This is a genomic window from Aequorivita sp. CRS11, from assembly GCF_059693805.1.
The window spans coordinates 370,638-391,240 of the sequence record NZ_JCATIG010000004.1 but is presented as its reverse complement, the minus strand read 5'-3'; the positions used below and the strand labels follow the sequence as shown (position 1 = coordinate 391,240).

Genomic DNA, 20,603 nt, shown 5'->3' with positions numbered 1-20,603 from the left:
TCAGATGAGTTATATAACAATTAAAAACGATGAGCAGAAAAATTATGGGTTGGTTCGCAAAACTGACTTAAATCTAAGAGCAAAATATCCCGAACTTCAAACCTTTATTTATCAAACTTCGGACGACTCTTTCATCATTTATATCAAAAACAGAAAGGTTGATTTTGGTACTATCGAAGAAGAATTTGAAAAATCCATTAAACCAATTTTTCTTCCAGTTGCAATTTCTACAAGAAAACCTAAAGGGAAAACCAAATTAATTCCATCTTTAGAGGATAGGGATATCCCCAATGGAATGCAAGGGGTGCTAATGCCAATGTCTCGATGGGCAGATATGTTAATGTCTAAGTTTCCACATATTAATTTTTATAAAATAACGGATGAACAAGGGATTTTAAACATACATATAGCTAATTACTGGATAGAACAAAACGGTATCAGAAAAAAACAGTTTTTGACAAGGTTTCAAGAAGGGAATCTCATAGATTTCTTAAAAAGACACCAAAGTGGGCTGGAATTTAGAATACATATAGACGAACTTGACAGTCCGCCAACTCAGCAGAATGGGTTTTCAAAAGATGAAGCTACTGTTTACTATTGCAATCATATTGTTCGAAACAAGCCTAAATTCATACAACGTGACGAATCAATCTGGTACGATAATATCAATGCTATTTACGAAGGTAATTTTAGAAAAAATGGTCTCTTCTTTCTCAACGAAAATGAGTATGCGTGTTATATTGACTTTAGCGTCTTTCCAAATGTAGATTTGCGCTATTGCATCTTGTTATACCAACGTATATTCTTATCGCCGCCCATAATCAAAAATATGGACGAGTGGTTCAAACAGCTATCCATAAAAAGGTCAGATTTCCTCGAATTAATTCTGCGTGAACGTATCACGTTGATTCTCGTTCAGGATATTTCACGTTATGACAGGAAGTTTCTTGACGAAGTTTTTGCTTTAAAACCCGATGCTATTGTTTCTAGAAGAGCTGTAGCTTGCTTGCAACAATGTGATATAGTTGAAACTGCGGATAACTACCTATTTGGTGATGGGATTTCTATAAAAGAACTAAAATTTATAAGTGAGATAGTTGCGAAAAAAAGCAAAATGGATGCTTCTATCCTTTTTAAAACGTTGACCTGGCCCATTACTGCCAAGCGTGAAAGTTTTGACGTTTTACAATTGGGAGGAATTCTAAGCGCTTCGGTTTATGGTGTAAACAAAATTATTGACAATCCACCTCAGGGAAACATTAGTGAGAGTAGTGAGTTTATGCTCAATGTATTTTCCTATGCGGCGCACCTTTCTAATTCATTGAATGCTACATATTTCCCAGTAAAAGGACAAGACGGATTTACGGATGCTACCTACACAGAAACTATGGGTACTTTATTAAACTTCTATAAACGGGCAACAATCAATTCTCTTAAAGATTTTGTTGATGGTGAACAACAGCTAATAAAGGGGAACACACTTATAGAACCAATAGAGCTTATAAAAATGAATGACTACATACCAATACTGGAATTGGAAGAAGTTCTGAGCAAAGAGATTGTATATCCCAACAGCAAGAGGTTGCTTGAAGTTTTGGCTGGTCTCAATCCTGAAGAACAAAAGCAAAAGGTTGAATTGTATAATACCGAAGTGCAAAAGTTTCTGAAATCCCAAAGAAAAACAGGCGTCATTATAGATTTAAGTGCGCAAACACTTAATCTAGCTATTGGTGTGGCCAGTGGTGTACCCACTGGGCCAATGTTGTTCGTACTTAAGCTGTTGGGAAAAAAAACCTTAAGAAGTTTAAATCCCGTTCGTGGATTAATGGAAAAAATTGAACTGGCTATGAATCAAGATGAGAAAGACACTAAAAATATTCACTACCTCTCTCGTATTAACAGAGTAGCTAAATTGAAAGAGTATTAGGTATGGATAGAGAAGAAAGAATAAAACAATATTTAGCATTTATAGAAGACGAAAAGGCGTGTAAATTATCTGAAAATGCAAAACTAATCCAATCCTTCATTAGCTTTTGTGAAACCATAAACATTAAAGTGAGGCTAAGTGATTTTGACTACCAAATGGGATTAGGTGTTTTATGTAATTGCGAAAATATAGTACTCAGACTTAATGAACATATAAGTGTGGATAAGGAAGGTTTGGTAGATTTTCAAGTTCTCTCAGAATTATTTGAAAAGAAATTGTTTTCTGAAGGTGCACTTTTTGCACCAAACTATATTCTATTTGCTAGCAATTATTTTAGAAGAGGATTTTATTCTGGCAATAATTTCGCACCAAGGTTTATTGAGCATTTTTGGAAACACGATTTTCAGTATAATGACGTGAGTATTGCATTGGATTTAGACAGAGTGCGAATAGACATCCGTGGTCCAGTCCTTATTGAAGAAGATACCTGGTATGGTGGAAAATTCACCAAAGAGATTTCAAAAATAAAAGATGGTGTTTCCAGCTTAAGACCACCACAATATTTAGACGATATAGAACTTGATTTCCTTTTTTCAAAAGCATATGCGTTGGATGTGTATTGGTACACATATGATGAAATCAAAGTTTTCCAAGCATTAGAATTTAAGCAACCAAGTATAACAATTAATATAAATGAAGTAAAATATTTTCCAGTACGCTATGTTCACGCGGAATTTGATATGAATTCAAAAGTATTTCGCCATTTTGACGGGGCACTGCAGCTCTATACCGAAGATGAATATTTCGAAAGAAGAGATAATAACTTTAACACCAAGACTAAAGGTGAATATCAAGTAAAAAGTAAATCAAAAAAGTTATTTAAAATCAACGGCGATTTGTCCGTTGAAGACTGGATTAAGTTTATAAGTCATTTCTTTGCGAAGAATCCTCTGATTTTAGAATATTTTGAGGGTAAAGAACCAGATTACTTGACCCCTTACCTTAATGCTTTTAAAAAAAGTAAAGGAATTAAAATACCGTGCTGAATCAAAGTCTGTATAAAACTATCAGGAAGAGCTGCACTTCCATATGCATCCAATAAAACATAAACTTTTACATTTCGTTGAGCAGCTTCTTTCAGGCAAGCGGCTATATCATTTCCCGTTTCATCGTTCTCATAAATATAGGTTTGAAGATGTATCTCTTTTTGTGCACCTCGAATTATTTTTTTTAGTCGAATAAAATACTCTTCGCCAGAATGCAGCAATTGAATATACTCATTGTCACCTTTGCTATCGTGTAATTGTTTTTTTTGTTTTTCAGTTGTTGATTTATGAATCATCAAATGCTTATTATGATTTATTTTTTTGAAATTTATATTTCACGTTAAGGTATCTTTCGATTTCATTGAGGGTAAAACAAATCCTATTGAAATTAAAATAACCGCCCCGGCAATAATAAAAGGATAATAAAAACCACCGGTAACCAACCAAGTTCCTAAAATGGGACCTAAAATCTGACCAATACTGTTTGTTGAACTTTGTATTGAAATATTTCTACCAGTATTTGTTTTGGATAACAAGGATACAGCAGACAGCAAATTAGGTGTAACCATAGCACCACCAGCAGCAAACACCACAATTAAACCGTACACAACAAATTCATTTTTGAAAAAAGGAAAGGCAATTAATGAAATTCCTGAAATGAATAACCCAAAGCCAATTTGCTTTTTAGTAGATAGAATCTTTTCCCCATAACTGGCAAATACAGGCTGCAAAACAGCCATTATTGTACCACACAGCATAAAACCAATACCAACCTGGTTGCTGTTAAACCCTAATTCGTCTTTACCGTAGATTGAAAAAACAGTTTCAAACAAGGTCACTACAAATTGGATGACAAATGATAGCGTCAATAGAACAAGAAAATATTGGCTGAACGAGAAGCGAAAAGTGAATTTTTGAGTTGTAAATTTATGGATGCGAACTGAATTTTTTAGCCATTTTACAACAATGACTAAAACAATAGAACCTAATAATGCAGCGAATAAAAAAGGTGTGGAAAATCGACCCAAATGTAGTTGACCAATTGCATACTCAAAATGAAGGTCTGATTGCGAAAGAAAGCCACCGATAACGGGTCCAAAAATAACCCCTGAACTAATGGCTACACCAGACCAGGCCATTATCTTCGTTCTACGTTTTTCTGAAGTAATATCACTTAAATATGCGTTGCTGACAGGAATAACTGATGAAGTGAAAACACCACCAAAAATCCGAGCGATATATAGCATCGTAAGTGATGTTGCAAGCCCAGTTAGCAATTGCATTATTACAAAGCCAATCAAACCAATAATAATGACGGGTTTACGACCATATCTGTCAGATAACTTTCCCCAAACGACAACAAAAATTAATTGAAATAGAGGATAAATGCTGGTAAGTAACCCAATATGGAAGTTGATTAAATCGGTGTCGAGATTGCCCTTTATTGCTAGCCTTTCGGTATAGTAAGGAAGGGTTGGCAATAATATACCATAGCCCAACATCACTACAAATAAACTCAACAGAATTAAAAATATCCTGTTGAGTTTTTCTTTTCTATCCATTTATTTTTTACCGATTTTTCGCTTCAATAATTGCGCATTAATAGCCACTATAATTGTACTCAAACTCATAAATACCGCTCCTACAGCTGGCCCTAAAACAAAGCCAGAAGAGTATAGAACACCTGCAGCTAATGGAATGGCCACCACATTATACCCAGTTGCCCATATTAGGTTCTGAATCATTTTATTGTACGTAGCCTTTCCGAACAAAATTAGGTTTGCAATATCTTGTGGATTGCTATTTACCAATATAATATCGGCTGTTTCGGCGGCTACATCAGTACCAGAACCAACAGCGATTCCTACATCAGCTTTGGCAAGTGCGGGCGCATCGTTTACGCCATCTCCAGTCATAGCCACAAACTCTCCTTTGTTTTGCAACTCTTCTACAATTTCTACTTTTTGGTGTGGTAGCACTTCGGCATAATAGCCATCCAACCCTAATTTTTCACTCACAGCTTTGGCGGTTTTTTCGTTATCGCCAGTTGCCATCAAGACTTTTATGTTGTTCTCTTTAAAGACCCTTATGGCTTCGGCAGATTCAGGTCTTATTTCATCAGCAAGAGCAATGTATCCTGCTAACGCACCTTCAATTAACACAAATACGACTGTTTCGGCAGCGTCACTATACGCATCTTCAGGAATGGTGATTTTTTCATCCCTCAAATAACCAGGGCTCACTACTTTCACCTGCTTGCCTTCTACATTTGCCTCTACACCTTTTCCTGTAATCGCATTAAAGTTTTCAGGATTGGGAATAGCAACCTTATCTTCCTTAACCCTTTTTATAATACCAACGGCAATAGGATGTTCCGAGCTTTGCTCCAAGGCACTTGCAAGTCTTAATACTTCATCTGATGTATATTTTTTATCTACCGATTCAATTCGGGTAACGCCAAAATCCCCTTTAGTCAATGTTCCTGTTTTGTCAAAGAGCAGAGTGGATATTTTGCGTGATTCCTCAAATGCGGTTCTATTACGAATCAATAGCCCATTTTGAGCAGATACTGCGGTAGAAATCGCAACTACAAGTGGAATGGCAAGGCCAAGTGCGTGTGGACAAGCGATGACCATAACGGTAACCATTCTTTCTAATGCATAAACGAAAGGGAACCCTAGAATTAACCAAACTGCCAACGTACCAAATCCTATAGACAAGGCAATATAAGTCAACCACTTTGCTGCTCTATCCGATAGATTTTGCATTTTGGACTTGGTCTTTTGTGCTTCCTCAACCATTGTGATAACCTTGTTGAGATAACTGTCTTTTCCTGTATGTACCACTTTTACCTTTATGCTGCCATTGCCGTTTACAGAACCTCCAATTACTTTATCCTTTTCTTCTTTTTTTACTGGTTTTGATTCTCCAGTTAACATGGATTCGTTCAGATAACTAGACCCTTCGATTATGATACCATCGGCAGGAACTTTCTCGCCGGGCTTTACCAATATCACATCATCTTTCAATAAATCTTCCAATGAAATATCTTCAATTGTATCGCCTTTTACTCTGTGAGCTTCGGCAGGCATCATACTTACTAGAAGCTGTAAGGCTTTGGAAGCACCCAAAACACTTTTCATTTCTATCCAATGGCCAAGCAACATTATGGCTATAAGTGTTGATAGCTCCCAGAAAAAGTCTTCACCCCTTAAGCCAAAAACGGTAGCCGTGCTATAGAAATAAGCTACGGAAATTGCCATAGAAATTAAGGTCATCATTCCTGGAGCACCTTTTTTTATTTCAGACCAGAACCCTTTTAAAAATGGCCAACCACCGTAAAAGTAAACAACAGATGAAAGTGCAAAAAGCACATATGAATTACCCGGAAGTAAAAATTCATATCCGAAAAATTCTTGAATCATTGGTGAGAAGAACAATATGGGGATGGTAAGCACGAGTGTTACCCAAAACCGTTTTCTAAAGTCGGCAATCATCATTTTATGATGGTCGTGACCCATTTCTCCGTGACCAGGGCTATGACCGGAATGGTCTCCACCACCCTTTTTCTTTTTTGAATGATCCATTTTTGAGTGGTCTTCTTTTTCGTGGCTCATTTTAGAATGGTCCATTTCTTTGTCTTTGTGATCTTTGTGATTGTCCATAGTATTCTGTTTTAGGTGTTGGGATATTTTAAATTATGTTTTTTAAGATGGTCCGTCAGTATATTTGCAACACTATAGTTGCGATACCAGCGTTTATCTGCGGGAATGATATACCAAGAAGGATCATCACAGTTGGTTATTGCCATATTGTAAGCAGCTCTATAGGCATCCCATTGTTTCGCCGCCTTTTCATCTGCGATACTGTATTTCCAGCGTTTATGGGGTTTTGAAAGTCGTTCCTGAATACGCTCTTTCTGTTCTTCCTTGGAAATATGTAGGAAAAATTTAAGTACGTGAATGTTGCTCAGTCTTAAATGCTGCTCCAAGTATTTTATAAGTTTGCAACGGTGGGCTAACACTTCCTCCGAAAGTGAATTTGCTACCATAGGCATAAGTAGATCTTCGTAATACGAACGGTTAAACACCTGGATCATACCCTTGGGGGGAATATGCGGATAGACACGCCATAAAAAGTCATGCTTCAACTCTTCCTCGGTCGGTTTTTTAAACGATTTTACTTGAACGCCCTGAGGATTCATACTGCTAAGGGAATGACGAATGGTGCCGTCTTTTCCCGAGGTATCCATACCTTGCAGGATAATAAGTAAGCCAAAACGTCCATCGGCATAAAACTTATTCTGAAGTTCAAAAAGTTCCTTGCGTAACTGAACCAAACCCTTCTTGCCCTCGTTTTTTGAAATGTTCGAGGGCGGTTGCGTCGAAATTGTATCTAAATCTATCATTTTTAATGCTTTATCGTAATTTTATTCTCATTGCTTCTGAAATGTTTTCAGCATAGACGCCGTAGGCATCTACCAAAAGTCCCTTTATTCCATCTTTGGAAGATATTGCGTATAGAATGCTATTGTCATCGGTACTGCTCATACCTTCAAAACGATAGGTCTTATCTACCGTAAAATCCTCTGGATGGATTTCAATTTTCAGGGAAGCACATTCCAGACATTCAGGTTTTAAGTTGAAATCATAAGGGTATTCGTTTGTCTGCAAATCGTTAATAGCTTCTGAAAGGGTGTTATAATTTTTCATTTATTTTTATTTATAAGTCATTGTAAAATAACTGTTGTCTTCTTCGGTAAATTTTTGAAAGGTCAATAGACCTTGTGCATTTAATTTCTCGTTAACAGTATAATTGAGTTGCTTAATGCGAATTCCCAAGGCATAGGCCTTAATGTTAATTTTTGAATTAATATTATTTTCGCTATTATTAAATTTTCGGTCGTAAATTTTTATGGTACTTTTTGAGCCAAAAAAATTCAACAAGCCCGAATCAAAACTCATTTCCAATTCTATATCTTCAAGGTTGTCCAAATCGTAGAGCTCTTTAAATTTTTTAGAGGTGGTATTAATTTCGGTCTCCTTTGATTTTGGGTTTGAAAACGGAAAAGCCATTACCATTACACTTGCCTCATCAGGCTTACAGCGATAGGTTGTGGTGTATTTATCGGTCAATTTTTTGTCTTTATCAAACAATTCCGTAACTACCTCAATTTCATAGTATCCATTTTTCTTTATTGTTTCACTGGCTTTGAAAGTTTGTTTATTTAAAAAAGAACCATTTTCATCAAAGTTTTCCCGAATAACAACTCTGCCTGAAATCTGCCCAATGAGCATTTCAGTTTGTCCAGTCATTGTGATGCTGAATAAAGTGATTAGTACTATAAAGCCTTGTTTTCTCATATATGGTGCATTAATTTTTTTACCTCTTTTGCCATAATATCACTTAAATCTATTCCATTTGAAGAGTGTGGGATGGTATTACAAGTCACTATTTTTTCTACTCCGGAATCCAATAAATCTTGATAGGCGTTTCCTGAAAAAACGGCGTGAATGCCTACACAAATAGGCGGTTTCATTCCTGCTTTTTTAAGATGTTGTACGGTTTCAATCATTGTTCGGGCTGTGGAAATAATGTCATCTACTAAAATAGGTGTGGCATTCTTGTACTTATCCACATCGGGAACAGAGACTTCTACATCACGGTCACCGTGACGTACCTTTTGTAATACTATAAATGGTGCTCCAGCATTTTTGGCGACTTCAGAAACCCATTGTTCACTTTCAGAATCGGGACCAATAAGTACCGGGTTTTCAATGTTTTCTTTTATCCATTCTGAAATGGCATCGGCAGCGTGAATCACTTTATTTGGAATTTGATATACTTCTCCCAACGAACTAATTCTGTGCAAGTGAGGGTCAACTGTGGTAATGCTATCGGCGAAACCAGAAATCAATTTTCCGAAGAAACCAGAAGTCACTCCTTCACCTTCATTAAATACTTTGTCCTGCCGCATATACGCCAAATAGGGTGCTACCAAACAGGTACACATTGCCCCCAATGATTTGGCTGTGTGACTTAAAAAATAAAGCGGCAACAGTTTTTCATCCGGTTCGTGTAAGGTGCATACCAGTACCACACATTTATCTTTAACATCAGATAATATACGTGTGTACGATTCCCCATCAGGAAAATTACGCAAAGTGGCTTTGCCCACTTCAGCATCCATTTTTGTAGCCATTAGTTCTGTGAGTTCTTCATTTCCGGGAAGACTGAATAATATTGTTTTCATAGTTTTTTAAATTATAGTTAGGATGTCGTTATGGTTGTTTTTATATTCCAAGGCATAGTTAAGTTCACCTTTGGATTCAGCATATATAGTATAAAGCAATTGGTTTTCCTCAATGGGTTTTCCCAGATGAACATTTAGAAGAATCCCTGCCGATTTAGATTGTGGTGCTCCAGAAAGCTTGGCAAGTTTTGCAATTTTACGGTTATCAATTCGTTGCAAAACGCCTGACTTTTCAGCTTTAATTTCAATTTTATAAGGTGCTAAAACTGGTTTTGAAAATTGACCTTGCGCCTTACAAATGGCTACGAATTTTTCATATGCTTTTCCAGATTTGAGAATTTTATGTGCGGTTTCCAGTCCCTTTCCTTTTTCTACTTTTCCAGAAAGTTCTAATAGTTCAGTAGCTAAAAGCAATGCTCTTTCTGTTAAGTCTTTAGGTGCATCTTCCTCATTTTTCAAAACTTTTAATATATCTATGGCTTCTAAAGTTGGACCGATACCCCTTCCAACAGGCTGCGTGCCATCCGTAACTACAACTTTTACATTCAACCCAACAGCAGTTCCAACGGTTTCCATATGATTTTTTAGTTTTTCTGCCATTTCGGTACTGCGAACCTTGGCGGTTTCTCCCACGGGAATATCTATGACCACGTGCGTAGAACCTGCCGCGGCTTTTTTAGAAAGTACTGAAGCAATGAGCTGACCTTCGCTATCAATATCCAAGGCTTTTTCAATTTTAATGAGCACATCATCGGCAGGACTTAACTGCGCTGTACCGCCCCAAACAAAACATCCGCCTTCTTTTTCTACTACGGTCTTTATTTCCTCGGAAGAGAGCGTAACATTGGTCAGTACTTCCATTGTATCTGCTGTGCCTGCTGGCGAAGTGATTGCCCGTGAGGATGTTTTTGGCATAGTAAGACCATACGCGGCAACAATGGCAACTACCAATGGTGTTGTCCTATTGCCAGGCAATCCGCCAATACAATGTTTGTCGACCACGATATCCTTGTTCCAGTTCAGTTGCTTTCCGGAAGCAATCATTGCTTTAGTAAGGTCACTTATTTCATCAATATCCATTCGGTCGCCAGCACAGGCAGTAATAAATGCCGAAAGGTGGATGTTGGAATAATCGCCTTCCACGATATCGGTTATGATGTTGTTATAGGCCTTATAATCCAGTTTTTTGTTATAGATTTTTGCCCTAACGTGGCTTAATGATTCTATAGGTTCTAAATGGGAAACATATAATGTATCGTTTTGGGACACATTGAGTTTTTTCGCAGCAGCATCTGATAGTCCGATTTCATTGGGCAACAGGATATCAGAATTCAAAACATTAAGACTTGCCACGATTGATGTACTTGCGTTGGATATTCTTATTCGGGTAAGTGCCTCAAACCCTTCTGAAATACAAACGTGGCAATCTTCGCGCATATACACTACATTCTCGTTTTGGGTATAGATGCCGAGGTGTTTGTATTTTAATATGTTTGAGTGTGTGTCCATATTTTTTTTGATTGTTGTGATTTATTCTATTTCTTCGATGGTGTATAATTGCGGAATTTCTGCATCCCACCCATAAGTTTCCTTGATGCCTTTTTGCAATGCTTCTGCACTCTCTTTTTCACCGTGTACAATGAAAATACGTTCGGGTTTGTTTTTTATATTGTCCATCCAGTCCATAAGCTCTGCGTGGTCTGCGTGTGCCGAAAGCCCTTCAATTTCTGCTACTTGCATTTTAAATGGCACCCATTTTCCATATACTTTTAATTCTTTTTCACCTTCCAATAATTTTCTGCCACGAGTGCCTTCAGCTTGATAGCCTACAAAAAGTAAGGTGTTATTTGGATTTTGTGCCTGTGTTTCAAGATAGTTTAGCATTCTTCCGCCTGTGAGCATTCCGCTTCCTGCAATCACGATTTTTGGTTTGTTATCTGTTCTTAATTCCATTGTTTCACGATAACTGCTAACAACTGTAAAGTGTGAGCACATTTCGTCACATTCGTTGTCTTCTAATCTGTGCCAATCCCGAGTTCTATGAAACAATTCCAATACGTTGGCACCCATCGGACTGTCCATAATCATTTGAACTTTTGGAATTTTCTTTTCTTTCAATAATTTCCAAAAGATGAGCATCATTAGCTGGGCACGTTCTACCGAAAAGCTTGGGACAAATAGACTGCCCCCTCTATTAATGGTGTCGTTGACCAATTTTTCAATTTGCGGAAGTGCTTCCACTTCGTCAGGATGAAGCCTTCCACCATAAGTAGATTCTATAAAAAGTACATCCACTTTTTTTGGTTTTAGGGGTGGATAGAGCAATAAATCATTGGTTCTACCAATGTCTCCTGAAAAGACAAAACGTTTTCCGTGCACATCCAACTCAATATAGGTTGCACCCAGAATATGTCCGTTGTATTGGAAGCGAACTCTAATACCGTCAAATAATGGAATCCATTGTGATTGTGGAATTCCTTTAAAGTGCGGAATGGTTTTTTCCACATCCTTTAAATCGTAAAGCGGTTCTGCAGGACTGTGTTTTGAATAGCCTTCTTTGTTGGCACGTTCGGCTTCCTGTTCTTGTATTTTGGCACTATCGTTCAAAATGATTTTTGCAATGTCCAAAGTAGGATTCGTACCATAAATGGGACCATTGAAGCCTTGTTTTATCAATCGAGGTAAATACCCTGTGTGGTCCATATGGCCGTGAGTAAGCAATACCATATCAATTTCTGAAACTTCAACTGGTGGATATTCCCAGTTTTTAAGACGCAATTCCTTTAACCCTTGAAAAAGTCCACAGTCTATAAGTATCTTTCTATCTCCTGTATCCACTAGATATTTTGAGCCGGTTACTGTACCTGCCGCTCCTAGAAAGTGGATGTTTATTTTATTGTTTTTCATCTTTATGTTATTTGTTTAATGTCCACCACAACAGGAAGGCGTATTTCCTTTTTCTTGGTTTGATTTGCTCAATTCCGCTATTTCATTATATAGATTGCGGGAATCCTCTTTGATTAAGAGTGCCAACTTCTTTACGGATTTAGGCTCGAAGTTTACCATACCCAATAATATTTCAAGGGCTTCCTCAAGTAGTTTTGGGTCATCTTCCAATGCTTGGTAAAATGGCTCTAGGTCAATTTTTTTCTGTTCTTGCAGTTCATCTGTTTTCATCTGTTTAAATTTTATTGTTTTTTATCGGTCAGATGTAATTCGCCATTAAAAATCTCGGTTGTTATCAAGAATCGCTATGGCTCATTTCATAATTTTTGTTTTAAGATTGTTGAACTTTTATATTATTAATTCTCAAGAGCTTTTACATAGCGCTTCTGAATCTTCTAAAATCTTTTTGTGTCTTTTTTTATCAATTCCTATCTTTTCCAATAACACAGGTTTTTCGTGAAGCTCCTTGCAGAGCACGATACCTTCATCTAATAACTTTGTTTTTTCAGCTTTGGTTAGGGTAGTTAATGCGGTTAAAGGGTGCAGTCCCAACTTATCTATTCTGTCTTTTAAACCGTTATCCATTGGATAATCCCAACTTGTCAATAGTAGCTCTACGCATTTACCATATTGCACCGCATCACTTGTAAATCGTGTATTGGTGTACACGCCTCCTTTATGAAGCTTGGCTTCGTGACCTTTTTGTCGTTCCCATTGTTTTTCAACATCTAAAAATCTTGAGTGGATATATAAGGGAATTTTCACGTTGCAAAACCTACCTTGGTCACTGTGGTATTTACATTCAATCATATAATGGGTATTGTCTTTTTGGGCTATCACATCCACTTCGTGCTGAACGCAATTGCCTTGAACTATGACACCAACCTGTGTTGAAAATCCTTCGTGCGCCAATAGTTTGCCTACCAACTTCTCAAATGGGAAGCCAGAAGGACCTAATTCCATCAGGGCTTTTTTGAGTTTGTATTTTGAAGCACTTACTCTCGACTTACCTTTTAGCATTTTAAATGCCATTTGATAGATTTTTTTTGTGGTAATACCATCGTATAATTGGTCTTGAACTTGTGCTACTATTTGCTCAATCAATTTTTCACTTGCTTGGGAACGTTTTAAGGAATTGATAAGTTTCTCCACATCAAAGGCTACCACATCGCCCGAATATTTTACTATGTTGATTGGATGTTTCATTTTTTTATATGTATTGTCATTACTGGTAGAGCAGAATGATTGGTTATGCCCTCGGCAATGCTTTTTGAAAAAAGATTCAAAAATCCTGTCTTTCCGTGTGTGCTCATCGCAATCAAATCTGCTGATTGGTGATTTAAAAATGTATTGATGCCTGCTTCCACTGAAGGTTCGTTGTAAACACTCATTGAATATTTGCTGAAATCACGGAATTTTTGAAGAAATTCCTTAACAGGGTTCAACCCAAGTTCTATACTATTAAAATCCGTTTCTGTATTTATGCGTAACAAATGAATTTTTGAGTCACATTTTTCTGCAATGGACAGCACTTCCTTGAACGGTATGCTCACGTCTTCCTTAAAATCTGAAAGGAATACGATGTCCTTAAAAGGAAACGTTACTTCATCCTCTTTTACCACAATAATTGGCGCATTTGCCTTTCTTACAATTTTTTCAACATTACTGCCCGTTATCTCCCTTACACGGCCTTTGGTACCGCTACTTCCTGTAATGATGAAATCGTGGTGGAAATGACCAGAATGTTCCAAAATATCTTTTTGTCCTGAATCGAATTGAAGAAAAGTTCGACATTTAAGCCCTTGACTTTCCGCTTTTCTGTCCAATTTCCTAAGAGCCGATTTGGCTTTTCCAATCTTCTTCAGGGTTTCGGGGTATCGTTTTTCCTTTAGCTTGTCCAGCTTAACCCAATCAACAGGGGTTGTCATTAAATGCAAAAAATGTATTTCGGCATCATAAAGTTTAGCCATTTTGATGCCAAGATTTGCAGCTTTTACACAATTTTCAGAGAAATCGGTGGGTACAAGTATGTTTTTCATTTTTATTAAGTTTTAGTCATTTGGTATCCATTTAAAATCACAGGCTTTTGCTCCTCCTGCGATACTGTTTGTACGCTCCAACTTGGCATTCCACATTTTAGCCAGAGGAAAATCCAATGCGCACCAAGTATTGACACAGAACTTTGAGAGCCCTTGGGTTTCGAAATATTCTGCAACGAGGCATTTTTTGCAATCAAAGCGTACTGTATTATCAAATTGAGGGATATTTTCCCATTTATAGGACGGATGGTTAAACGGAAAAGACCTAAACAATTCTGTAGCATACGCCAGTCTTTTTGACTTATTCCGATATTTTAACCTGGTTAAGTTCCAAGAAAACCTCCCCATAATTTTGTACACCTTCCAGGCTATATCATAAAAATATTGCGTGGTTTGCGTTGCGCTAATTTCTCTTTTTGTAAGTTCATTATAAAAAGCGGTAGACATTCCGGCAAGATGAACCATAACTGTTCCTCCAATTGTAGGTTGTTTTGCGATATCGCCTCGCAGTGCTTTATAGCCCGACCAATACCCTTTAAGTATGGATTCAATTTCATCCTTACTAAAGTCGGTAGAAAGTACTTCTCTGGCAGCCTTTGCTGCCTTTGTTTTAAACCAGAACAAAATAAGTTGTAACATATCTTTCAATTATAAAGCATTTATTCATCTATAGTGACTTCGTTCCCTGAAGCAATTTGTTTTTCAAAACAGTCGAGATTGTAAATAGTGGTATCAGCGATATTGGCCAATGCTGTTTCGGTCAGAAAAGCTTGATGACTGGTAATTAAAACATTATTAAAAGTCATTAAGCGTGCAATGACATCGTCTTGCAAAATGTCATCGGAATGGTCTTCAAAGAACAATCCTTCTTCTTCCTCATACACATCTATTCCGAAATACCCAATTTTTTTAGTTTTCAATCCTTCGATAACAGCTTTGGTATCGACCAATCCACCACGACTTGTATTGATAAGCATTACGCCTTGCTTCATTAATGAAATATGTTTTGCATCAATCAAGTGTTTCGTTGAAGACGTTAGTGGTACGTGTAAGCTTATGATATCGGACTGCTTACAAATAGTTTCACAATTGGTATAGATTACATTGTAAAACTTGATTAAATTTTCATCCTCAATGACATCCTGAACAAGTATTTTACAACCAAAACCGTGTAGTATTTTTACCAATACAGACCCTATTTTTCCTGTTCCAATCACGCCAACGGTTTTCCCATTTAGGTCAAAACCAGTGAGACCGTTTAATGAAAAGTTTTGTTCGCGCACTCTATTGTGGGCTTTAATCAGTCTTCGGTTTAATGCAAGTATGAGCGCCATTGTATGCTCTGCAATGGCATAAGGGGAATAGGCTGGAACACGTGCCACCTTCATATCCAGTTCAGCTGCTTTTGCTAAATCCACGTGATTGAATCCTGCTGAACGCAGAGCAATATATTTTATGCCAAAAGCATTGAATTTTTCAAGAATGTGTGCCGAGGCATCATCGCCCGTAAATAGACTTACTGCTTTAGAACCCGTTGCGAGAATAGCAGTTTCTTGAGTTAAACGACTCTCAAGCAGCTTTAATTGATGCTTGCCATCATTCGCTTTTACGAGATACGGCTCTTCAAACTTATGCGTGCTGAATACTGTTGTTTTCATTTCACTTTTTTTAATTTCCTAACTGTATTAAAACATATACTAACCCTACGATGACAACAGTTCCAAAAATTAGCATCACGAGTTTCCCGGTCTTTTTAGAACCTTTGAAATAGGTAATACCAAGTTTTACAATCATATTGCTTATGGTTGCTGTTATAATGACATTGGTGGCCAGCGTGAGTTTTTCTTCCAATGACCCAAATTTTGCCATACTAATAGTTATTGCATCCGTATCTGCCAATCCTGCAATTAGGGCTGAATAGTATAAACCGCTTTCGCCAAAAAATTGATTTCCATAAAAAACTGCAAACAGGATGACCACATAAATACCACCAAACCCAAGGGCGTTCCAAATATTGAGCGGATTACCCAGATTGATAGCTGTTTTTGTGACATCTGTATTCTTTTTGATGAATAAGAGTGCGCTTATCAAGCAGATAAGGGTAAGAATAGTAAATGGAATGACTAAATTTAAAAGTATGGCACTATTGAAAATATAGGCCAGAATCGCAAGTCTGGGAAACATAATTGCGGAAGCTATAATGATACCCGCAGCATATTCTTTTGAAAGTTCTGGCGATTCCTTACTTCGCGAAGCATATATCCAAGCTACTGCGGTACTTGAAATCAATCCGCCTAAAATAGCAGTGAGCAGAATACCACGTTTAGAACCTACATATTTTACAAGAAAGTAACCAATGAAATTCAGAAATGACACTATCACTATTATCGCTCCAATCTCAAAAGGGTTAAGTAATCCCTCTGGACCATAATCTTGATTTGGTAAGAAAGGCAAAATAAGAAGCGCAATAATTGAAAACTTAATAAAAGCAAAGAGCTCTTCAGAAGTAATATTCTTAATGAATGTATTAAAGGTCGTTTTCAATGATAACAGCGTAACCACGACTACTGCGGTCGCAACTGCTTCCTTATGCAAATGATTGGCAACCATAACACCCAAAATTAGCGTAGCGAACAAGGCCATATTGGTGGTAATACCAGTCATAATATGCTTTTGTACTATGGAAAGATGACTCAAAGACAGAAACAAAAGAAATGCTGCCGCAATGATAATGACCAACCAAGGTGTATAGGTTGTGGAAAGATTTCCCAATATAAAACCAATAATGGCAACAATTGGGAAGGTTCTTATACCTGCAAAGCCTTGTTCTTCCTTCAATTTATCATATTCACGTTCCAGCCCAAGAATAAGGCCAATGCCCAGACTGATGAGCAGTCCAAGGATGAAAGGGTTGATATTTTTAAAGGCCTCCGTCATAACTACTTTTTTATTGCTTGGTAGGATTAAAATCGCTAACTGTTTAATACATTTCGTTCTATTTTTAAACTTTTACCGATGCACTTTTCTTGGATGATCTTTTTGCCACGTTTTGAAGCCGAGTCCATCTTTAAACTTAAATCTAATTTATTTTCTTTAAGACCAACCTCCAAAGGGTAACCCTCAACAACTAAACGCGCCATTACGTAGCACAAGCTGGATTCCGCACCTTGATTTATATTAATATTTTCTTTTTCAAGGCCATCATAACAGGCGCCATTAACAGGGTTGTACATAATTTGCTTGAGATGGTTATTGCCTAAAAACCAACTAAACGCGGTATGTAATTGTTTGGCGTATTTCTTTTTATGGGTAACTCTATAAAACAGGTCCAATGAAAGAATGGTATATGCCACCTCAATAGGTTGTTCACCATGAAAGGTACGTTTATTTCTTTTGTGAAACCATCCGTCATTAGAAATAACTTTAATTTGCCCTTTCATAAAATATTGTGATAATAAAAAGTCGAAAGTAGTTTCGGCAACGTCCTTGTATTTTTTATTTTTTGTGATAAGCCAAGCATATAAAAGCGCTTCTGGTAATATACTATTGGCATAGGTCAGGTAATCTTCAAACCATTCCCATTTTTTATCACTGGTAATATTAAAAACACGCAAGAGCTCTTGGGCCAATGTTTCCGCTAATTGATTATATTGGGTTTTAGGCTTGTTTTCTTGATAATAATAAAGTCCTTTTAATATAAAGCCAATGGCTCGTGGGGAATTAAAATCTGCTACATTCTGCATGACGTTCTTAAAACAGTTTTCTGCTTTGGTTACTAAACTTTTTGGTAGGTTTTCTGTATGAGACAATACATAGCCAAGCGCCCAAATGGCCCTGCCATTGGAATCTTCAAGGTTCACTTCGGTATTCTGAACAGTAAATTGCCCTTCAAAATCCACATAATTATAGAACAGTCCATCGTCCTGTTGGCAAAACACAATAAAGTCCATATAAATTTCAATGAGTCTCAGGACTTTGTCATTTCTTTTTTTCTTATAATACATAAGCATCGCTATTAACGCCCTCGCGTTATCATCAAGGGTATAACCAAAAGACGTGTCTGGTTCACTAAAATTCGAAAATTGAAGCATCCCAAAGTCAGTGGTCATGTCTTCAATATGGTCTGTTTTTATGGGTGGCAAACTAAAATCCAAAGAATTACTGTCTTGCAAATAATCCTGAAAAATATCGGAATAGGAAATGGCAACATTTTCCCAACTAAAAGCACGCATTCTAAGAAAGGCATTTTTCCCCATTGATGTTGCTATGAACGGTTGTTCCAGCAAATCGATAACAGCGTCGCTAATTCCTATGGGATCTTCAAAATCATTCAATAAAATACCAGTACTGGGATCAAGACATTCTTTAGAATGGGGAATAGGAGTTGATATAACAGGGTTTCCGCAACTCATGGCATAAGCAAAAGTGCCGCTAACGGCCTGGTTGGGATCTTTAGATGAGAATAAGTAAACATCGGATAAGGATAGGTATTCCAACAACCTGGTAAGTTCCAAATATTCGTTTATAAAAATGACATGGTCTTTAATATCTAAATCATCGACTATTGTTAAAAGCGCATTTCTATATGTTTCGCCTTCTCTCTTTATTATATCAGGATGTGTTTTGCCTAAAACCAGATAAACTGTGTTAGGGAATTTTTGGAGTATTTTTGGCAATGCACGAAGTGCTGTTTCTATATTTTTATTCTCACTTAATAAACCAAATGTGGAGAGCACATTTTTATTTTGAAAGCCATATCTATTTTTAAGCCGTTGTTTTTCTTTCCATAGTACAATATGGGTGCCATGGGGTATGACAGCTAATTTGTTAGTATCAATATGATAATCACTTTCTAGTATTTCTGCGGATTTATTGGTAAGAACGATCAGTTTCTCGGAAAGATCACCCAACGCTTGCACTATTTTAGTTCTTTTTTCATCTGGATTGGGTAGCACGGTATGAAACACACAAGAAATAGGGATGTCTAACCTTAGTAGAAAAGCCACCAAATGGCTACCGTAGTCACCTCCAAACAGCCCAAACTCGTGTTGTATACAAACCATTCCAATATCGTCCCTTTCATTTAACTTATTGGCTACCTGGAAAAAGGAATTTAACTCTTGGGCATCTATTTTATATTTAACTTCCTCTGGATAATCATTAGCGTCGCAGCACTCATTTTCCAGAGCACAAACCTCGATATCCATGGTTGAGCCAAAGCATCTTTTCAAGGTCCGTATCAAATCTTGTGAAAAAGTAGCAATACCGCACTCGCGTGGAGGATATGAGCATACGAATAAAATTTTATGATTTTTCATGATATAGCTGTTTTTTTTAATTCACTCAATAATAGTTGTAGGCTTACTTTAGCTACCGCCGTATGCTTGTCGGCCGCTCCATAATAGATATGGAGGTCGCCGCCGAACAATGCCGCACCTGTTGGGAACACCACGTGGTTTACTACACCTTTCAGTTCCCATTCCTCTACCGGGGAAAATAGGGGATAGGGCAATCGTCCAATTACTTTTGAGGGGTCATCAATATCCAGTAATGCAGCGGCGGCGTGATAGGTCTTTCCAACGGGGGTTTCACAAACTCCGTGGTAAATCATCAGCCAACCATCCTTTGTTTCTATGGGAGGGCATCCGGCACCGAGATAATTCACTTCAAAATCAAATAGAGGATCCATGAGGATATGATCATGAAGGTTCTTTATATGATCTTCCCAAAACTCTTTGGTAAGGTCTTCCCATTTTTCAAACTGTACTATTTGTATTCCTGGCCATATACGATGGAGCATTACAAATTTACCATTTATTTTTCTTGGGAATAATACGATGTCCTTATCTCTTAAATACCTGTGTTTTTCATCTACCAATCCAATTTGTGCAAACAAGTTGTAGTAATGGTAATATTTAGGGTTCAATCTTTCCTGATTACAATGTTCCAAATGGTATTTATATTCATTGTAGGTAATCAACGGTGTGATTATCCCCTTTTTCTCAAAATGTTTCAGGTCTTTTGAAGTTGCCAAAGCACCCATGGCATTGATGCCGTCATAAGCGGTATAGGTTATATAGTAGGTGTCTTCAATTTTAACAATACGAGCATCTTCCACACCATGTTTTTCATAATCAAAATCACGAGTTATTAACGGGCTTGATTTCCTTTCTATGAGATCTAAATGCTCATTGGTTTTGGCATATCCAATGGTAGAGTAATTGCCATCTTCCACCGCACGGTAAAAGATATGCACCTCTTCACCTTCTTGAAATATTCCAGGGTTTAAAACCCCATTGCTCTCAAATTTCAATTTAGTGGGACTGAGCAGTATCCCTTTTTTCTCTATGGGTATTCTGGTATTAATTTGATGTGTATGTTCCATATTGTAA

Annotated in this window: 19 protein-coding genes; 2 read left to right on the top strand and 17 right to left on the bottom strand. The window is 37.2% G+C overall.

The annotated features are described in order from the left end of the window. Window positions 1-4: 4 nt before the first annotated feature. A complete protein-coding gene (locus AC58DT_RS10425; RefSeq protein ID WP_497216765.1) occupies window positions 5-1,927 on the top strand; it encodes a hypothetical protein in 1,923 nt (640 codons plus the stop codon). Window positions 1,928-1,929: 2 nt separating this feature from the next. Continuing rightward, window positions 1,930-2,973, top strand: a complete 1,044-nt coding sequence (locus AC58DT_RS10420) for a hypothetical protein (RefSeq protein ID WP_497216764.1) — start codon at window positions 1,930-1,932, stop codon at window positions 2,971-2,973. On the opposite strand, the gene AC58DT_RS10415 is transcribed toward AC58DT_RS10420, so the two are convergent. The 17 genes from AC58DT_RS10415 to AC58DT_RS10335 form a co-directional block, all read right to left on the bottom strand. Continuing rightward, window positions 2,925-3,269: a phospholipase D-like domain-containing protein gene (locus tag AC58DT_RS10415; RefSeq protein ID WP_497216763.1), complete on the bottom strand. Its 345-nt coding sequence runs from the start codon at window positions 3,267-3,269 to the stop codon at window positions 2,925-2,927. The genes AC58DT_RS10420 and AC58DT_RS10415 overlap by 49 nt on opposite strands. A gap of 39 nt (window positions 3,270-3,308) precedes the next feature. Continuing rightward, window positions 3,309-4,535, bottom strand: coding sequence for an MFS transporter (locus AC58DT_RS10410; RefSeq protein ID WP_497216762.1), 1,227 nt, complete (start codon window positions 4,533-4,535; stop codon window positions 3,309-3,311). Further along, window positions 4,536-6,638 carry a copper-translocating P-type ATPase gene (locus AC58DT_RS10405; RefSeq protein ID WP_497216761.1) on the bottom strand — a complete coding sequence of 701 codons (2,103 nt, stop codon included), beginning with the start codon at window positions 6,636-6,638 and terminating at the stop codon, window positions 4,536-4,538. Between the two features lie 11 nt (window positions 6,639-6,649). Next, entirely contained in the window at window positions 6,650-7,381 is a 732-nt protein-coding gene (locus tag AC58DT_RS10400) for a PPK2 family polyphosphate kinase (protein ID WP_026813291.1), read from the bottom strand. Between the two features lie 10 nt (window positions 7,382-7,391). Beyond that, window positions 7,392-7,685: a phosphoribosylpyrophosphate synthetase gene (locus tag AC58DT_RS10395; protein WP_497216760.1), complete on the bottom strand. Its 294-nt coding sequence runs from the start codon at window positions 7,683-7,685 to the stop codon at window positions 7,392-7,394. Window positions 7,686-7,691: 6 nt separating this feature from the next. Next, on the bottom strand, window positions 7,692-8,336 hold the full coding sequence (locus tag AC58DT_RS10390; RefSeq protein ID WP_497216759.1) for a hypothetical protein: 645 nt from the start codon (window positions 8,334-8,336) through the stop codon (window positions 7,692-7,694). Continuing rightward, entirely contained in the window at window positions 8,333-9,226 is an 894-nt protein-coding gene (locus AC58DT_RS10385; RefSeq protein ID WP_497216758.1) for a ribose-phosphate pyrophosphokinase, read from the bottom strand. The genes AC58DT_RS10390 and AC58DT_RS10385 overlap by 4 nt, the downstream gene beginning before the upstream one ends. A gap of 6 nt (window positions 9,227-9,232) precedes the next feature. After that, the gene (locus AC58DT_RS10380) at window positions 9,233-10,735 is read right to left on the bottom strand and encodes a thymidine phosphorylase family protein (protein WP_497216757.1); all 1,503 of its coding nucleotides are present in this window, start codon (window positions 10,733-10,735) and stop codon (window positions 9,233-9,235) included. Between the two features lie 21 nt (window positions 10,736-10,756). Next, window positions 10,757-12,133, bottom strand: coding sequence for an MBL fold metallo-hydrolase RNA specificity domain-containing protein (locus tag AC58DT_RS10375; RefSeq protein WP_497216756.1), 1,377 nt, complete (start codon window positions 12,131-12,133; stop codon window positions 10,757-10,759). Window positions 12,134-12,148: 15 nt separating this feature from the next. Beyond that, entirely contained in the window at window positions 12,149-12,403 is a 255-nt protein-coding gene (locus AC58DT_RS10370) for a hypothetical protein (protein ID WP_154192189.1), read from the bottom strand. 132 nt (window positions 12,404-12,535) lie between these two features. Then, window positions 12,536-13,378 (bottom strand): ATP cone domain-containing protein, encoded by an 843-nt coding sequence (locus tag AC58DT_RS10365; protein WP_497216755.1) that lies wholly within the window; start codon window positions 13,376-13,378, stop codon window positions 12,536-12,538. Then, window positions 13,375-14,211, bottom strand: a complete 837-nt coding sequence (locus tag AC58DT_RS10360; protein WP_497216754.1) for a universal stress protein — start codon at window positions 14,209-14,211, stop codon at window positions 13,375-13,377. The genes AC58DT_RS10365 and AC58DT_RS10360 overlap by 4 nt, the downstream gene beginning before the upstream one ends. Window positions 14,212-14,223: 12 nt before the next feature. Continuing rightward, the gene (locus tag AC58DT_RS10355) at window positions 14,224-14,850 is read right to left on the bottom strand and encodes an L-2-amino-thiazoline-4-carboxylic acid hydrolase (protein ID WP_497216753.1); all 627 of its coding nucleotides are present in this window, start codon (window positions 14,848-14,850) and stop codon (window positions 14,224-14,226) included. Window positions 14,851-14,870: 20 nt separating this feature from the next. Continuing rightward, the gene (locus AC58DT_RS10350) at window positions 14,871-15,869 is read right to left on the bottom strand and encodes a 2-hydroxyacid dehydrogenase (RefSeq protein ID WP_497216752.1); all 999 of its coding nucleotides are present in this window, start codon (window positions 15,867-15,869) and stop codon (window positions 14,871-14,873) included. A gap of 10 nt (window positions 15,870-15,879) precedes the next feature. After that, entirely contained in the window at window positions 15,880-17,148 is a 1,269-nt protein-coding gene (locus tag AC58DT_RS10345) for an MgtC/SapB family protein (protein ID WP_497216751.1), read from the bottom strand. A gap of 35 nt (window positions 17,149-17,183) precedes the next feature. Then, a complete protein-coding gene (locus tag AC58DT_RS10340) occupies window positions 17,184-19,529 on the bottom strand; it encodes a glycosyltransferase (RefSeq protein WP_497216750.1) in 2,346 nt (781 codons plus the stop codon). Continuing rightward, window positions 19,526-20,596, bottom strand: a complete 1,071-nt coding sequence (locus AC58DT_RS10335) for a glycoside hydrolase family 130 protein (RefSeq protein ID WP_417873977.1) — start codon at window positions 20,594-20,596, stop codon at window positions 19,526-19,528. Before AC58DT_RS10335 ends, AC58DT_RS10340 begins: the two co-directional genes overlap by 4 nt. Window positions 20,597-20,603: the final 7 nt, after the last annotated feature.

Excerpts from the sequence above, each read along its gene's own strand:
- AC58DT_RS10425 (WP_497216765.1), top strand. The coding sequence starts at position 5 with ATGAGTTATATAACAATTAAAAACGATGAGCAGAAAAATTATGGGTTG.
- AC58DT_RS10420 (WP_497216764.1), top strand. The coding sequence starts at position 1,930 with ATGGATAGAGAAGAAAGAATAAAACAATATTTAGCATTTATAGAAGAC.
- AC58DT_RS10415 (WP_497216763.1), bottom strand. The coding sequence starts at position 3,269 with ATGATTCATAAATCAACAACTGAAAAACAAAAAAAACAATTACACGAT.
- AC58DT_RS10410 (WP_497216762.1), bottom strand. The coding sequence starts at position 4,535 with ATGGATAGAAAAGAAAAACTCAACAGGATATTTTTAATTCTGTTGAGT.
- AC58DT_RS10405 (WP_497216761.1), bottom strand. The coding sequence starts at position 6,638 with ATGGACAATCACAAAGATCACAAAGACAAAGAAATGGACCATTCTAAA.
- AC58DT_RS10400 (WP_026813291.1), bottom strand. The coding sequence starts at position 7,381 with ATGATAGATTTAGATACAATTTCGACGCAACCGCCCTCGAACATTTCA.
- AC58DT_RS10395 (WP_497216760.1), bottom strand. The coding sequence starts at position 7,685 with ATGAAAAATTATAACACCCTTTCAGAAGCTATTAACGATTTGCAGACA.
- AC58DT_RS10390 (WP_497216759.1), bottom strand. The coding sequence starts at position 8,336 with ATGAGAAAACAAGGCTTTATAGTACTAATCACTTTATTCAGCATCACA.
- AC58DT_RS10385 (WP_497216758.1), bottom strand. The coding sequence starts at position 9,226 with ATGAAAACAATATTATTCAGTCTTCCCGGAAATGAAGAACTCACAGAA.
- AC58DT_RS10380 (WP_497216757.1), bottom strand. The coding sequence starts at position 10,735 with ATGGACACACACTCAAACATATTAAAATACAAACACCTCGGCATCTAT.
- AC58DT_RS10375 (WP_497216756.1), bottom strand. The coding sequence starts at position 12,133 with ATGAAAAACAATAAAATAAACATCCACTTTCTAGGAGCGGCAGGTACA.
- AC58DT_RS10370 (WP_154192189.1), bottom strand. The coding sequence starts at position 12,403 with ATGAAAACAGATGAACTGCAAGAACAGAAAAAAATTGACCTAGAGCCA.
- AC58DT_RS10365 (WP_497216755.1), bottom strand. The coding sequence starts at position 13,378 with ATGAAACATCCAATCAACATAGTAAAATATTCGGGCGATGTGGTAGCC.
- AC58DT_RS10360 (WP_497216754.1), bottom strand. The coding sequence starts at position 14,211 with ATGAAAAACATACTTGTACCCACCGATTTCTCTGAAAATTGTGTAAAA.
- AC58DT_RS10355 (WP_497216753.1), bottom strand. The coding sequence starts at position 14,850 with ATGTTACAACTTATTTTGTTCTGGTTTAAAACAAAGGCAGCAAAGGCT.
- AC58DT_RS10350 (WP_497216752.1), bottom strand. The coding sequence starts at position 15,869 with ATGAAAACAACAGTATTCAGCACGCATAAGTTTGAAGAGCCGTATCTC.
- AC58DT_RS10345 (WP_497216751.1), bottom strand. The coding sequence starts at position 17,148 with ATGACGGAGGCCTTTAAAAATATCAACCCTTTCATCCTTGGACTGCTC.
- AC58DT_RS10340 (WP_497216750.1), bottom strand. The coding sequence starts at position 19,529 with ATGAAAAATCATAAAATTTTATTCGTATGCTCATATCCTCCACGCGAG.
- AC58DT_RS10335 (WP_417873977.1), bottom strand. The coding sequence starts at position 20,596 with ATGGAACATACACATCAAATTAATACCAGAATACCCATAGAGAAAAAA.